General features: G+C 70.1%; 12 protein-coding genes and 3 tRNA genes. 11 read left to right on the plus strand and 4 right to left on the minus strand.

Going from position 1 to position 12,739, the window contains the following annotated elements:
- Nucleotides 1-8 precede the first annotated feature (8 nt).
- Nucleotides 9-275, plus strand: a complete 267-nt coding sequence (locus ACFY1E_RS37030; protein ID WP_389084201.1) for a GlsB/YeaQ/YmgE family stress response membrane protein — start codon at nt 9-11, stop codon at nt 273-275.
- A gap of 130 nt (nt 276-405) precedes the next feature.
- Here ACFY1E_RS37030 and ACFY1E_RS37035 read toward each other — a convergent pair whose 3' ends face one another.
- Entirely contained in the window at nt 406-894 is a 489-nt protein-coding gene (locus ACFY1E_RS37035; RefSeq protein ID WP_030945172.1) for a YajQ family cyclic di-GMP-binding protein, read from the minus strand.
- Nucleotides 895-1,127: 233 nt separating this feature from the next.
- Between ACFY1E_RS37035 and ACFY1E_RS37040 the strand changes: the two genes are divergently transcribed.
- Both ACFY1E_RS37040 and ACFY1E_RS37045 read left to right on the plus strand, forming a co-directional pair.
- Nucleotides 1,128-1,209: transfer RNA gene (locus ACFY1E_RS37040), tRNA-Tyr, on the plus strand.
- A 373-nt stretch (nt 1,210-1,582) separates the two neighbouring features.
- Nucleotides 1,583-2,059 carry a DUF1003 domain-containing protein gene (locus tag ACFY1E_RS37045; RefSeq protein WP_389084203.1) on the plus strand — a complete coding sequence of 159 codons (477 nt, stop codon included), beginning with the start codon at nt 1,583-1,585 and terminating at the stop codon, nt 2,057-2,059.
- A 454-nt stretch (nt 2,060-2,513) separates the two neighbouring features.
- Here ACFY1E_RS37045 and ACFY1E_RS37050 read toward each other — a convergent pair whose 3' ends face one another.
- Nucleotides 2,514-5,063: an MFS transporter gene (locus ACFY1E_RS37050; RefSeq protein ID WP_389084206.1), complete on the minus strand. Its 2,550-nt coding sequence runs from the start codon at nt 5,061-5,063 to the stop codon at nt 2,514-2,516.
- A 229-nt stretch (nt 5,064-5,292) separates the two neighbouring features.
- Here ACFY1E_RS37050 and ACFY1E_RS37055 point away from each other — a divergent pair, with 229 nt between their 5' ends.
- Entirely contained in the window at nt 5,293-5,505 is a 213-nt protein-coding gene (locus ACFY1E_RS37055) for a hypothetical protein (protein WP_389084208.1), read from the plus strand.
- Between the two features lie 71 nt (nt 5,506-5,576).
- On the opposite strand, the gene ACFY1E_RS37060 is transcribed toward ACFY1E_RS37055, so the two are convergent.
- Both ACFY1E_RS37060 and ACFY1E_RS37065 read right to left on the minus strand, forming a co-directional pair.
- Nucleotides 5,577-6,233 (minus strand): NAD(P)H-binding protein, encoded by a 657-nt coding sequence (locus ACFY1E_RS37060; RefSeq protein WP_389084211.1) that lies wholly within the window; start codon nt 6,231-6,233, stop codon nt 5,577-5,579.
- Nucleotides 6,234-6,912: 679 nt separating this feature from the next.
- Nucleotides 6,913-8,220, minus strand: a complete 1,308-nt coding sequence (locus ACFY1E_RS37065; protein WP_389084214.1) for an amidohydrolase family protein — start codon at nt 8,218-8,220, stop codon at nt 6,913-6,915.
- Between the two features lie 267 nt (nt 8,221-8,487).
- Here ACFY1E_RS37065 and ACFY1E_RS37070 point away from each other — a divergent pair.
- The 7 genes from ACFY1E_RS37070 to ACFY1E_RS37100 all read left to right on the plus strand — a co-directional run bounded on the left by ACFY1E_RS37070 (nt 8,488) and on the right by ACFY1E_RS37100 (nt 12,396).
- Nucleotides 8,488-8,560: transfer RNA gene (locus ACFY1E_RS37070), tRNA-Thr, on the plus strand.
- A 46-nt stretch (nt 8,561-8,606) separates the two neighbouring features.
- A tRNA-Met gene (locus ACFY1E_RS37075) sits at nt 8,607-8,679 on the plus strand.
- Nucleotides 8,680-8,769: 90 nt separating this feature from the next.
- Nucleotides 8,770-8,934 carry a 50S ribosomal protein L33 gene (gene rpmG, locus ACFY1E_RS37080; protein ID WP_003948671.1) on the plus strand — a complete coding sequence of 55 codons (165 nt, stop codon included), beginning with the start codon at nt 8,770-8,772 and terminating at the stop codon, nt 8,932-8,934.
- A 295-nt stretch (nt 8,935-9,229) separates the two neighbouring features.
- Entirely contained in the window at nt 9,230-9,682 is a 453-nt protein-coding gene (locus tag ACFY1E_RS37085; RefSeq protein WP_344403656.1) for a MaoC family dehydratase N-terminal domain-containing protein, read from the plus strand.
- A gap of 8 nt (nt 9,683-9,690) precedes the next feature.
- On the plus strand, nt 9,691-10,119 hold the full coding sequence (locus ACFY1E_RS37090) for a MaoC family dehydratase (protein WP_389084314.1): 429 nt from the start codon (nt 9,691-9,693) through the stop codon (nt 10,117-10,119).
- A 152-nt stretch (nt 10,120-10,271) separates the two neighbouring features.
- A complete protein-coding gene (locus tag ACFY1E_RS37095; RefSeq protein ID WP_389084216.1) occupies nt 10,272-10,841 on the plus strand; it encodes a TetR/AcrR family transcriptional regulator in 570 nt (189 codons plus the stop codon).
- Nucleotides 10,842-10,953: 112 nt separating this feature from the next.
- Nucleotides 10,954-12,396: a DHA2 family efflux MFS transporter permease subunit gene (locus ACFY1E_RS37100; protein ID WP_389084219.1), complete on the plus strand. Its 1,443-nt coding sequence runs from the start codon at nt 10,954-10,956 to the stop codon at nt 12,394-12,396.
- The last annotated feature ends 343 nt before the right edge of the window (nt 12,397-12,739 follow it).

The raw sequence follows: 12,739 nt of genomic DNA on the forward strand, positions 1-12,739 counted from the left end.
TTCACGGCATGACCATCATCAGCTGGATCATTCTGGGGCTGTTGGCCGGAGCCATCGCCAAGTTCCTGCTGCCGGGCCGCGACCCGGGCGGCTTCATCGGCACGACTCTCATCGGCATCGCAGGTGCGTTCATCGGCGGCTGGATCTCGGCCCGTTGGCTGGACCATCCGATCACCAAGCACTTCTACGACGGCGCGACATGGGCCGCGGCGATAGGCGGCTCACTCGTGCTCCTGATCGTCTACCGCATCCTGTTCGGCAACTCGCGCAACTGAGCACGACCGAGAACGCCCCGGACCGCAGCCAGCAGGCGAGAAGGGTGGGCACCGGCCAGGTGCCCACCCTTCCTCGTGGACTGGCAGCCGCCGGCCGGTGACTGTCAGCCGACAACGGTGAAGCAGTGGCTCACCGGTAGTTCACGAACTGCAGCGCGAAGTCGAAGTCCTTGCCCTTCAGGAGCGCGATCACGGCCTGGAGGTCGTCACGGCTCTTCGAGCTGACGCGCAGCTCGTCGCCCTGCACCTGCGCCTTGATGCCCTTGGGGCCCTCGTCGCGGATGATCTTCGCCACCTTCTTCGCGTTCTCCTGGGAGATGCCCTCCTCGATCGACGCGAAGATCTTGTACTCCTTGCCCGAGAGCTGGGGCTCGCCCGCGTCCAGCGCCTTCAGTGAGATCCCGCGCTTGATCAGCTTGGACTGGAAGACGTCGAGGACGGCCTTGACCCGGTCCTCGGAGTTCGCCTCCATGAGGATCTTGTCACCGGACCACGAGATCGAGGCACCCACGCCCTTGAAGTCGTAGCGCTGCGAGATCTCCTTGGCGGCCTGGTTGAGGGCGTTGTCGACCTCCTGCCGCTCGACCTTCGAGACGATGTCGAAACTGGAGTCGGCCATGTCCTGTGGCTCCTTGTATCGGTGCGTGATGGGGTGCGTACGGGGGGCGTATCGGCGTACGTGGGGGCGGGCGCCGAGCCCGGCGTGGTCCGGGCCGCATCCGGACAAGCCTAGCCACCCGTCGCCCTCGGGGCGCAGATCAATCGGGTGGCGAAGCACCCCTCGGCATCGGGTATTGTTTACGTCGTTGCCAGGGAGCACCGCCGAAAGGCGGTTCGAACGGCAGCAAACCCGGCGGTGTGCCCGAGCGGCCAAAGGGAGCAGACTGTAAATCTGCCGGCTCAGCCTTCCCAGGTTCGAATCCTGGCGCCGCCACGCTGAGAGAGACCCCCTCTGACCTGTGTAAGAGCAGGATAGAGGGGGTCCTTTCGTGTTCGAACAACCTCACTCAAACGCGAACGAAAAGGGCGACTTGACTCACCTGATCTCAGGTGAGTCCCACCCCTGATCAGGGCATGTCCCTCAGGCGTCCCCCGGGGGACGGACCGGTCTCATCCCATTCCCGCAGGCCAGCCTGAATCTGGCGGTTCGCCCGCTCCTGGGCATGCGCCAGAACCTTCGCGTAGACACGCAGCAGCACGGCAACGGAGTGGTCCGGCCCGACGGGCGACTTCCATCGGGTCGACTTCGCTGTAGCCCGCCGTACGCTGACGGCGATTCCTCGTCGGACACCGGGCAGGGAGAAGCGATGGGCACTGCGCCGAAGCGGCCGGGCGTACGGATCGTCAACGAACAGGACGTTCTCGCGCGGATGCGTGGGACCCAGGACAAGATCGCGGACGGTATCACCGCCTTCTCCGGGACCATGACGTTCGTGTATCTGCATGCCGCGTGGTTCACGGCGTGGATCGTGTGCAACGAGGGGGTCTTCGGGGAGGGAGCGATCTGGGACCCGTTTCCCTTCGGACTGCTCACCATGATCGTCAGCCTGGAGGCGATCTTCCTGTCCACCTTCGTCATGGTGAGCCAGAACCGCCAGGCCGCCCGCGAGAACGTCCGCGCCGACCTGGACTTCGAGACCAACGTGCGCTCGGAGGTGTGGTCCATCCACATGGGCCGTGCCCTCGGCGTCGACCCCGTGGAGGTCGAGCGCCGCGTCCAGGAGATGCTCGCCGAGAACCGCGCCCGCCTGGACGGCACCGCCCGGCCTTCCACGGGAGGCTGAAGGCCCCGGATCCGACAGCATCGTCCCCCTACGCGAACCACGGCCGCGTGGAAGCATGGAGGCATGTCCGGCCGAGCCGGACCTGTGCCCGAGGGAGTGAGCGCACGCGCCGTTCTCGCACCTCAGCCGGCGGCCGGAAATGACCGACCACCACGGCCCGGTGCTCTCCTCCGACCTCGTGGGCACGTCGCAGGGGGGCCGAGCCCGACATAGACGTCGGCCCGTTCCCCGGCGTACCCGTAGTTCGCAGCGGGGGAGCGCACCTGCTCAGGCGTCCCCAGGGTTCGAATCCTGGCGCCGCCACTTCCTGTACTGCGCCCCCATCACGCCATCAAGCCGAACGGCCCGCACGACCCCCCTCGCTCGAGGTGTCCATGCGAGCCGTGTCTCAGGCCGATCCGACGCGGTCCTCCTGCTGTGGGCAGACGGAACCTCATCAGAACTGCAGGGGCAACTATTCCCCGCTGTACGCAAGTTCGATGTCGTGGTCGTCCGTGCCGCCGGCCGATACCGTCACGGTCGTCACCTGCGGCGGATAGCCCGTCGCGATCACCGTGTACGCGCCGCTGTCCAGGTCGGAGAAGGCGTACGCACCGTCGTGCCCGGTCCGGGTCGTGGCGATCACGTTGCCCGCCGCGTCCACCAGGGTGACCCGGGCGTCGCTCAGTGGGGCGCCCGCTCTGCGTACCGTGCCCCGGACATGGGCGCCGGGCCGGAGCTCGACCTCGATGCGTGTGGTGCCCGCGCCGCCGATCTCGACGGGCAGGGCCAGTGGGCGGTGCTTGGCGGAGTTGACGGCGAGGGTCACCGTCCCCGGCACCAGGTCGGTGACCGTGAACTCGCCCAGCACGTCGGTCCGTCCGGTGGTCAGCACCTCCCCGCGCACATCGGTCACGATCACCACGGCGTCGGCGACCGGTGCCCCGCTGTCGGCCGACCGCACCAACCCGGCGAGGCCGCTCGTGCCGCTCAGCAGGATGACGTCGTACGAGACCGGCCCGTCGGCGACGACGAGTGTCGAGGCCTGCGGCTGGAAGCCGTCGGCGGAGGCGATCAGGACGTACGAACCGGCGGCGGGCGCGTCGACACAGTACGAGCCGTCGGCCCCCGAGACCGATCGGCTCAGCTGCTCCCCGCCGAGCGAGATGAGTGTGACCGCGGCCCCCGCCACCGGGACCCGCTCCGCCCCCAGGACATGCCCGCTCACCGGGATTCCGCCGTCGGCGGAGCCCATCGCCCCGTCAGGCCCGACGGGCTCTACGGAAGCCGATGAGGACGCGGGTCCGGGCGAGGATCCGTGCGACCGCGCGGCCGACAGACCAGGCGCACCCTCCCCGATCGCGGCCGCAGCCGCGGCCGCCGCGGACCGTCCGGGCACGCCCTCCTCAGGCGGCGCGGGTGCGCCCTCCTCAGCCTGCCCGGGCACGCTCTCCTCGCCCCCTGCCGCGGACGGCGTCGTAGCAGACACCAGGGCTGTCGCCGTAGCGGACGCCCCTCCGGCAACACCCCTCTCCTGGGAAGCGGAGTCGCCCCCAGCCGCAGTCGAAGCCCCAGTCGCAGTCGAAGCCCGAGCCCCCGCCGCCCGATGCCGCGGAATGAAGGACGCGACGGCGAAGGCGAGCAGCGCCGCTCCGCCGCCGATGGCCAGAACGGTCTTGAAGCCGTTCTCCGAGGGGAGAGGGACCCCGCCCAGGTCCATGGTCATCTGCGACAGGATGACGCCGGCGACGGCGCTGGCGGTCGACGTGCCGATGGACCGCATCAGGGTGTTGAGACTGTTGGCGGCTCCCGACTGGGACGGGGGCACGGCGCCCATGATGAGGGCGGGCATGGCGCCGTACGTGAAGCCGATGCCGGAACCGATGACGCAGGACACCAGGACGAACTGCCAGACCTCGGACATCAGGAGGATCTGCAGGCCGTAGCCGGCCGCCACGATCAGCGAGCCCAGCATCAGGCTGGCCTTCGGGCCCTTGGCCTTGGAAAGGGCGGCCGAGACGGGGGCGACCGCCATCATCACCAGGCCGGAGGGGGCCATGACCAGACCGGCGGTCAGCAGCGACTTGCCCAGACCGTAGCCGGTCGCCTCAGGCAACTGCAGGAGCTGCGGAAGCACCAGGGACATCGCGAACATGCCGAAGCCGAGGGCGATCGAGGCGAGGTTGGTGACCAGTACCTGACGGCGGGCGGTGGTGCGCAGGTCGACCAGTGGCTGCTCGGTACGCAGCTCGTACCAGCCCCAGAGCAGCAGCACCACGACGGCCGCCCCGAACAGGCCGAGCGTGGTGCCGCCGGCCCAGCCCCAGTCGCCGCCCTTGGAGATGCCGAGCAGCAGGCAGACCAGGCCGACCGCCATGCCGAGGCCGCCGACGACATCGAAGCGGCCGCCCGTGCGGACCTCGGACTCGGGGACGACGAACAACACCAGCAGCAGCGCCACGGCACCCATGCCGGCCGAGCTCCAGAAAAGTACGTGCCAGTCGAAGTGGTCCGCGATGAGGGCGGCAGCGGGCAGTCCGAGAGCGCCACCGACGCCCAGCGAGGCGCTCATCAACGCGGTGGCCGAACCGAGCCGTTCGGCGGGCAGTTCGTCCCGCATGATGCTGATGCCGAGCGGGATCACACCACCCGCCATGCCCTGCAGCACCCGCCCGACGACCATCGGCGCCAGGGAGTCGCTGAGCGCGGCGGTGACCGATCCGGCGACCAGCAGGACCAGGCTGACCAGGAGTATGCGGCGCTTGCCGTACATGTCTCCCAGTCGGCCCATCATCGGGACGGCCACGGCGGCGGCGAGCAGCGTGGCGGTGACGGCCCAGGCGGTGTCGGACGCCGGGGCGTTCAGGAGCTTCGGCAGCTCCGGGACGATCGGGATCACCAGGGTCTGCATCAGCGAGACCACGATCCCGCCGAAGGCCAGGACCGCTACGACGGCATTGGCCCGTGGCGCTGCGGACACCACCCCGTCGTCGTCGGCGGCGGGTCGGGGGAGGGCGTGGGACATGGGTCGGCCTCCGTAGGCAAGGGGCATCGGGTGTGTGCGACATCCTTAAAGTAAGTAGATTGATTGACTTAAGCAAGCGTTATCGGGCTTCGTAGCGCCCCGGTGAAGGCTTCGGGGGTGACTGTGGGGTCAGGGGGCTCCCTCGGCGACATGACGGCGCGCGAGGTCCATGCGGGCCGGAGCTTGCGCCCCGCGCACAACACGCCCCGCCCCGGGGCACACTGACCCCATGTCCACTCGCCGCAGACGCTGCCCCGAATGCCGTCGCGAGATCGCCGTCGTCGCCGGACGGTTCGCTCGCCACGACCCGCCCGGCGCGCGCGAGAACGGCGTACTCGTCTCCTGCCCCGGCTCGCGCCGCCAGGCACAACCGGACGCGGCCCAGCCGTCACTGGACGGATACGTCGTCCCGGAGATACCGGGCCAACTGCCCTTGTTCTAAAGAGGCTTAGGGCGAAGCCAGAGTGAGCTCCTCAAGCCGCACCCTCCTACAACATCCCTCGCAGTCCACCCTCAGTTCCCGGCCACCGACTTCACCGCGACCGACACGGGCGCCGATCCGCTGACCAGTTCCAGGGTCAGTCCGGCCGTCGCCGGGGTCTCCACCAACTCCGCCAGTACGGCGGCCACGTCGTCCCGGGGGACGGTGCCGCGGCCCGTGTGCGCCTCCAGCCGTACGAGGCCGGTGCCGGCGTCGTTCGTCAGCATCCCAGGGCGCAGAATCGTCGCGTCCAGGGCGTCCTGCCGCAGCACGTACGCGTCGGCCTCACCCTTCGCACGCAGATACACGTCGAAGATGTCGTCCCCCCGGTGCGCGGGATCGGCGCCCATCGACGAGACGACCACATGCCGTCGTACGCCCGCTCGAACCGCCGCGTCCGCAAACAGGATCGCCGCTCCCTTGTCCACCGTGTCCTTGCGGGCCGCCCCGCTGCCCGGACCCGCACCCGCTGCGAACACCGCCGCGTCGGCGCCCTGCAGATGCGCCGCGACCTCCTCGACCGAGGCCGACTCCAGATCGAGCAGAACCGGTTCGGCACCGGCCTCCCGCAGGTCGTCGCCCTGTTCGGCGTGACGGATGATCCCCGCGACCTCATCTCCGCGCGCAGCGAGCAACCGCTCCAGCCGCAGCGCGATCTGACCATGACCACCAGCGATGACAATGCGCATGTTTCCGACCGTACGCCCGGACGGCCGCGTCCGCCGCACGACTTGAGCCACGCCTCAGGGTGCGCACGCGGAGCGCACAAATGGAGGGCGTGCGCCGGGCGCGTGAGCCCCGACCATGCGCTCCCGGCGCACATCGCTGAGGCACGCACTGCCCGCTCACTCCATGTGCAAGACCTCGGAGCGGGCTCTGCTGGCACGCGTTTCCGTCACCCGAACCGACGGCGTGACTTCGCATCGGCCTGCTGGCGGATCTGAAGCAGGGCGCCCAGCCCGGGCAGGTTCACACGCCCGGCGTGCGCCCCGCGCACAATCCCCACGCCGACCGCTCTCAACGCCTACACGCCCCTGCACGCCCTCAACGCCCGCCGGGCTTCCTCACCACGGCGGCAACACCCCGAAAACGCGGACCCCCAATAACGCGCGCCCCCGCAATGCCACAATGTGTGCGCCCGCCCCTCGCACCCCCGCAACGCACGCGCCCGCGCAACGCATGCGCCCGCCCCTCGCACCCCCGCAACGCATGCGCCCGCCTCTCACACCCCCGCAACGCACGCGCCCACCTCTCACACCCCCACAGACACGCGCCCCCACAAGCACGCACCCCCACAAACCCGCGCCCCCACTCCTCCCACCAACCCCTCCCGCCAACCCGTCCCGCCAACCCCTCCCACCCAACCCCTCACGACAACTCCCCCCGCCCCTGCCGAGGCAACCCCAGCTCCGCGGCCGCGGCCGAGTTGCAGTACTCCCGTACCGCGCTCGTCCGTGCCACCACCCGCCCCCGGTGCACCACGATGCGGCTGTACGCCAGCGACAACGCCCCCGCCAGCCGGTCGCCGCGCAGGGCCAGCAACTCCGCCGGGAAGCCCGCCTCCACCCGCACCTCGGGCAGCCCCATGGCCGACCGCGCCGAGGAACTCACCGCGTCGTACGAGTCCTCGGGCCGCAACCCGTACCGGGAGGCCAGCAGATAGGCCGCCTCCAAGGGGTCCCCGCGCCCCACCGGGTTCGACACGTCGCGCAGGGCGCCGCTACCCGCGGCCACCCGTACGCCGGCCGCCCGCAGCAGCCGTACCGGAGCCGTGTCGCGCCGGTCGGTGCCGCCGCAGCCGCCCTGAGGCAGACACACCACCGTCACTCCGGCCGCCGCGAGCTGGTCGGCGGTGCGCCGTGCCGTCTCGGCGGGCAGTCGGCCGAGGCCGCCGCACGGCCCGAGCGTCACCCCGGGCCGCAGCCCCCCGGCCATCGCGATGATGCGGGCGAGCCGGGCCGGATCGGCGGCGTCCGTGTGCAGGTCGACAGGGCAGCCGTGTTCGGAGGCGACCTCGAGGACCGCCTCCACGTAACCGGTCGGATCCGGATCCAGGTCCGGACAGCCCCCCACCACCGAGGCGCCCATCTTCAGGGCGTCCCGCAGCATCGCCAGGCCCTCCGCCCCGGCCACGCCGGTCAGCATGCGCGGCATCGCCACCGTCGTCAGTTCCGTCAGCCCGCGCAGCGAACGCCGCGCCTGCAGTACGGCGCCCAGCGCGCCCAGCCCCTGAACGTCGCCCACGCGCACATGTGCCCGCAGCGCGGTCGCCCCGTGCCCCAGCTGCAACAGCGCCGCCTCGGTGGCCCGGCGCTGGACGTCCTGGGGCTCGTACGAGGCCGGACCGTCGTCCTCGGCGGACAGTGCGGTGTCCCCGTGAGCATGCGGTTCGGCCGGGGCCGGCAGCAGCAGATAGCCGCTGAGATCCACGCGCATGCCGCAGTCCCGCGCCCCGCCGGCAGCCAGGCTTCCGGCCGTGCCGACCGCCTCGATACGCCCGCCGCTCAGCCGCACGTCCACGGTCCGGCCGTCGGTCAGCCGGGCCCCGCACAGCAGCAGGGCGGCCGGGTCGCCCACCCGTCCCGAGGACCCCGGAGAACCCGAGGACCCCGATGAGGACGACGAGCCCGAAGAGGAGGACGACGAGTGGGGTGGCTGCGGCTGGCTGTCGGGCATCGCACTCCAGGGGCTCGGGGGCTGCGCAGGGGAACGCAAGATCACGCAGAGTGAGTCGAGCCTAGGGTGGCGATCCGCCCGTGTCGGGGAGGAGCGCAATAGTCGTACCGGTGTGGTCCGCCGTATGGAAGCGCCCTCAGTGGCTCCCGGGACAGCCGGGAAACGGACCGGGGCAGAGGCGTCGCCCGCCGGTGGAACAGGCCGGGACGGGGGCCGCGAAACGGATTTGGGTGAACGGCGGCCGAGCGTGTAATGTCTTCATCGCTCGCCCCAATAGCTCAGTCGGCAGAGCGTCTCCATGGTAAGGAGAAGGTCTACGGTTCGATTCCGTATTGGGGCTCTGGTGTGTGAGGTTCCCGTCGCAAGACGGGAACGGATCGCATCACAGCGGTGTAGCTCAGTCGGTAGAGCAAGCGGCTCATAATCGCTGTGTCACCGGTTCAAGTCCGGTCACCGCTACTGACAGTAGCCGATTGCGGGGTCGGTCCTTCGATCGGCTACTCTTCTATGCGTTAAACCCGTCCCATCCGTTCGTCAAGGAGCACTCACGTGGCTGCCACCGACGTCCGCCCGAAGATCACGCTGGCCTGCGTGGAGTGCAAGGAGCGGAACTACATCACCAAGAAGAACCGGCGCAACAACCCGGACCGTCTTGAGATGAAGAAGCACTGCCCGCGTTGCAACGCGCACACCGCGCACCGCGAGACGCGATAAATCAGGCTCGTACGCGAGGCCGTCCCCACTAGCGGGGGACGGCCTCGCGGCGTTTCACCCCCGGTTACCGGCCGGTTCCGCCCGATCACAGGCGCCCGGACAGCCATCCGTCAGTCATCCGGCCGACACCCGAGGCAGTCGGCATCCGCAGCCGGCAGCAGCCAGCAGCCGACGGCCGACGGCCAGCAGCTGATGGTCGACGGCCAGCAGCCGATGGTCGACGGCCGACGGCCGACGGCCGACGGCGGCAATCAGTAATCAGCAGTCAGCAGGCAGACAAAGGAGGTGCCGAGCCATGGCGCTCGACCAGTCCTTCGTGGGGCGGAGCTACCCGCCCACCGAGCCCTACGAGGTGGGCCGCGAGAAGATCCGCGAGTTCGCCGAGGCGGTGGGGGACCCGAACCCCGCGTACACGGACCCGGAGGCCGCCAAGGCACTCGGTCACCCCGATGTCATCGCGCCGCCGACATTCGTCTTCGCGATCACCTTCAAGGCGGCCGGACAGGTCGTCCAGGACCCCCAGCTCGGCCTGGACTACAGCCGGGTCGTCCACGGAGACCAGAAGTTCTCCTACGTCCGCCCGGTCCGCGCCGGCGACCGCCTCACCGTCACCTCCACCATCGAGGCGATCAAGTCCATGGCGGGCAACGACATCCTGGACATCCGCGGCGAGGTCCACGACGAGGCCGGAGAGCACGTCGTGACCGCCTGGACGAAGCTCGTCGCGCGCGCGGCAGAGGAGGCGTGAGCGAGAACATGACGGCGAAGATCGCATACGACGACATCGAGGTCGGCACCGAACTGCCCGCCCGGACCTTTCCTGTGACCCGCGCCACGCTCGTCCAGTACGCCGGCGCCTCCGGGGACTTCAACCCCATCCACTGGAACGAGAAGTTCGCCAAGGAGGTGGGCCTCCCGGACGTCATCGCACACGGCATGTTCACCATGGCCGAGGCGATCCGGGTGGTCACCGACTGGACCGGCGACCCGGGCGCGGTCGTCGAGTACGGCGTCCGCTTCACCAAGCCCGTCGTCGTCCCGAACGACGACCAGGGCGCCCTCATCGAGGTCAGCGCCAAGGTGGCCGCCAAGCTCGAAGACAACACGGTCCGCGTGGACCTCACGGCGACCAGCGCCGGCCAGAAGGTGCTGGGCATGTCACGGGCGGTCGTACGGCTGGCCTGAGGGCGTACAGCACGTACTGCTGGTAAGGGGTGCGCTCCATTGAGGGCGCCCCTTACTTGCATGTGGCCCTCTGCCTGCGACAACGTGCGCGCGCCAAGGAAGGTTCCGGCACAGGCTTGACCTAGTTAGTGATTGAGTACTAACTTACTCGCATGGTCAGGATGAGCGCAGAGGAGAGGCGCGAGAGCGTCATTCGAGCGGCGACCACGGAGTTCGCCCGCGGCGGCTACTACGGTACGTCGACCGAGGCGATCGCCAAGCGGGTCGGTGTCTCGCAGCCGTATCTCTTCCGGCTCTTCCCGGGCAAGAAGGCACTCTTCCTCGCGGTGGCGCAGCGGTGCATGGAGGACACCATCCGCACCTTCGAGGAGGCCGCCAAGGGGCTGGAGGGCGAAGAGGCCCTGCGCGCGATGGCGAACGCGTACACCAAGGTCATCGCGGAGCAGCCCGAGCGGCTGCTGATGCAGATGCAGATGTACGTCACCGTGGGCGCCGCCGAGCAGGCGGGCGACCGCGAGCTCGGCGAGGCGGTGCGCAACGGATGGATGCGGCTGTGGGACACGGTCCATCTGCCGCTGGGTGCCGACACCGACGGGACGACGACGTTCATGGCGTACGGAATGCTCATCAACTGCCTGGTGGCCATGGGTTTTCCTCCCGAGCATCGAGTCTGGGAGGGGCTGTATCCCGAGGCACGGCTGGAAGGCCGTCTGGAGAAGTAGTCCACGCACGCCGCGGGGAAGGCGCCGCAACCGCCTTTTCATGCCCGCGAAAGTTAGTCATCAATAACTAACCAAATCTCTACCGAGCGACTGATCACCCTCTGGGGGAGCGATGTCACAGCAGACCGCACGTCGCGGGGGAACCGTCTGGGCCCTCGTCATCACCAGCGTCGCCGGATTCATGGCGGCCCTCGACAACCTCGTCGTCACCACCGCCCTGCCCTCCATCCGCAAGGACCTGGGCGGCGCCCTGGACGACCTGGAATGGACTGTCAGCGCCTACACCCTCACCTTCGCCGTCCTCCTGATGTTCGGCGCGGCACTCGGCGACCGGTTCGGCCGCCGCCGGCTCTTCCTCGTCGGCCTCACCGTCTTCACCGGCGCCTCCGCCGGCGCGGCCATGGCGACCGGCATCGACTCCCTGATCGCCGCCCGTGCGGTGCAGGGCGTGGGCGCCGCGATCATGATGCCCCTGACGCTCACCCTCCTCACGGCCGCCGTGCCCGCCGCCAAGCGCGGGATGGCGTACGGCATCTGGGGTGCCGTCAACGGCCTCGCGGTGGCCTCCGGCCCGCTGATCGGCGGCAGCCTCACCGAGCACGTCTCCTGGCACTGGATCTTCTGGCTGAACGTCCCGCTGGGCCTCGCCCTGCTGCCGCTGGCCCGCCTGCGCCTCGCCGAGTCGTACGGCACCGGCGCCCCGCTCGACGTCCCCGGCACCCTGCTCGCCAGCGGAGGCCTCTTCGGGATCGTCTACGGCCTGGTGCGCGGCCCGGCCGACGGCTGGACCGCCCCCTTGGTCCTGACCGGCCTCTTCGCCGGAACCGCGCTGCTCACAGCGTTCGTCGGCTACAGCCTGCGCGCCAAGAACCCCATGCTCCCGATGCGGCTGTTCCGCTCCCGCGCCTTCTCCGGCATCAACGCCGCGAGCCTGCTGATGTTCCTCGGAATGTTCGGCTCGATCTTCCTGCTCAGCCAGTTCATGCAGGGCGTACTCGGCTACTCGCCCACGGAGGCGGGCCTGCGCATGCTGCCCTGGACCGGCATGCCGATGATCGCCGCGCCGATCGCGGGCATCCTGTCCGACCGCATCGGCGGCCGTCCCGTCGTCGCCACCGGCCTCTTCCTGCAGGCCGTCGGTCTCGGCTGGATGGCTTCCGTGGTGGCGCCCGGCGTTTCCTACGCCGCCCAGCTGCCCGCCCTGATCATCAGCGGCATCGGCATGGGGCTCTACTTCGCCCCGGCCGCCAACCTGGTGATGTCCAGTGTCCGCGCCAACGAGCAGGGCATCGCCTCCGGGGCCAACAACGCGCTGCGCGAGGTGGGCGGCGCGCTCGGCATCGCGATCATGTCGTCGATCTTCTCGGCGCAGGGTGGCTACGAGTCCGCGCAGACCTTCGTCGACGGCCTGCAGCCGGCGCTGGTGACCGGGTCCGCGGTCGTAGCGCTTGCCGGTCTCGCGGCACTGCTGATCCCGAGGCGGCGCGCCACGGAGCCCTCCGCGCCGACGCCCACGGACGAACCGACGCCGACCCTGGAGCCGGTCGCAGGCTGACCCCCACCGCAGTGGCCCCGTCCGAAAGGGCGGGGCCGCCACGTACGTCCGGCGACCGGAACCGGTTCCCGCGCCGGTGAGGTGCCGCTGCGCCCACCCGTGCCGCCCCAGCGGCACGACTGCCCGCAGCTACCGCGGCGAGTGGCACCCGCAGTCGCGTACGGCGCCGGAACCGGTTCCCGCGCCGGCGAGGTGCCGCTGCGCCCACCCGTGCCGCCCCAGCGGCACGACTGCCCGCAGCTAGGGCGGCGAGTGGCACCCGCAGTCGCGTACGGCGCCGGAACCGGTTCCCGCGCCGGCGAGGTGCCGCTGCGCCCACCCGTGCCGCCCCAGCGGCACGACT

The sequence above is a fragment of the Streptomyces sp. NPDC001604 genome (genome assembly GCF_042893475.1).
Taxonomy (GTDB): domain Bacteria; phylum Actinomycetota; class Actinomycetes; order Streptomycetales; family Streptomycetaceae; genus Streptomyces.

Coding starts and splice junctions, on each gene's coding strand:
- ACFY1E_RS37030 (WP_389084201.1), top strand. CDS start 9: ATGACCATCATCAGCTGGATCATTCTGGGGCTGTTGGCCGGAGCCATC.
- ACFY1E_RS37065 (WP_389084214.1), bottom strand. CDS start 8,220: ATGCCCGACAGCCAGCCGCAGCCACCCCACTCGTCGTCCTCCTCTTCG.
- ACFY1E_RS37060 (WP_389084211.1), bottom strand. CDS start 6,233: ATGCGCATTGTCATCGCTGGTGGTCATGGTCAGATCGCGCTGCGGCTG.
- ACFY1E_RS37095 (WP_389084216.1), top strand. CDS start 10,272: ATGGTCAGGATGAGCGCAGAGGAGAGGCGCGAGAGCGTCATTCGAGCG.
- ACFY1E_RS37050 (WP_389084206.1), bottom strand. CDS start 5,063: ATGTCCCACGCCCTCCCCCGACCCGCCGCCGACGACGACGGGGTGGTG.
- ACFY1E_RS37085 (WP_344403656.1), top strand. CDS start 9,230: ATGGCGCTCGACCAGTCCTTCGTGGGGCGGAGCTACCCGCCCACCGAG.
- ACFY1E_RS37090 (WP_389084314.1), top strand. CDS start 9,691: ATGACGGCGAAGATCGCATACGACGACATCGAGGTCGGCACCGAACTG.
- ACFY1E_RS37100 (WP_389084219.1), top strand. CDS start 10,954: ATGTCACAGCAGACCGCACGTCGCGGGGGAACCGTCTGGGCCCTCGTC.
- ACFY1E_RS37035 (WP_030945172.1), bottom strand. CDS start 894: ATGGCCGACTCCAGTTTCGACATCGTCTCGAAGGTCGAGCGGCAGGAG.
- ACFY1E_RS37055 (WP_389084208.1), top strand. CDS start 5,293: ATGTCCACTCGCCGCAGACGCTGCCCCGAATGCCGTCGCGAGATCGCC.
- ACFY1E_RS37045 (WP_389084203.1), top strand. CDS start 1,583: ATGGGCACTGCGCCGAAGCGGCCGGGCGTACGGATCGTCAACGAACAG.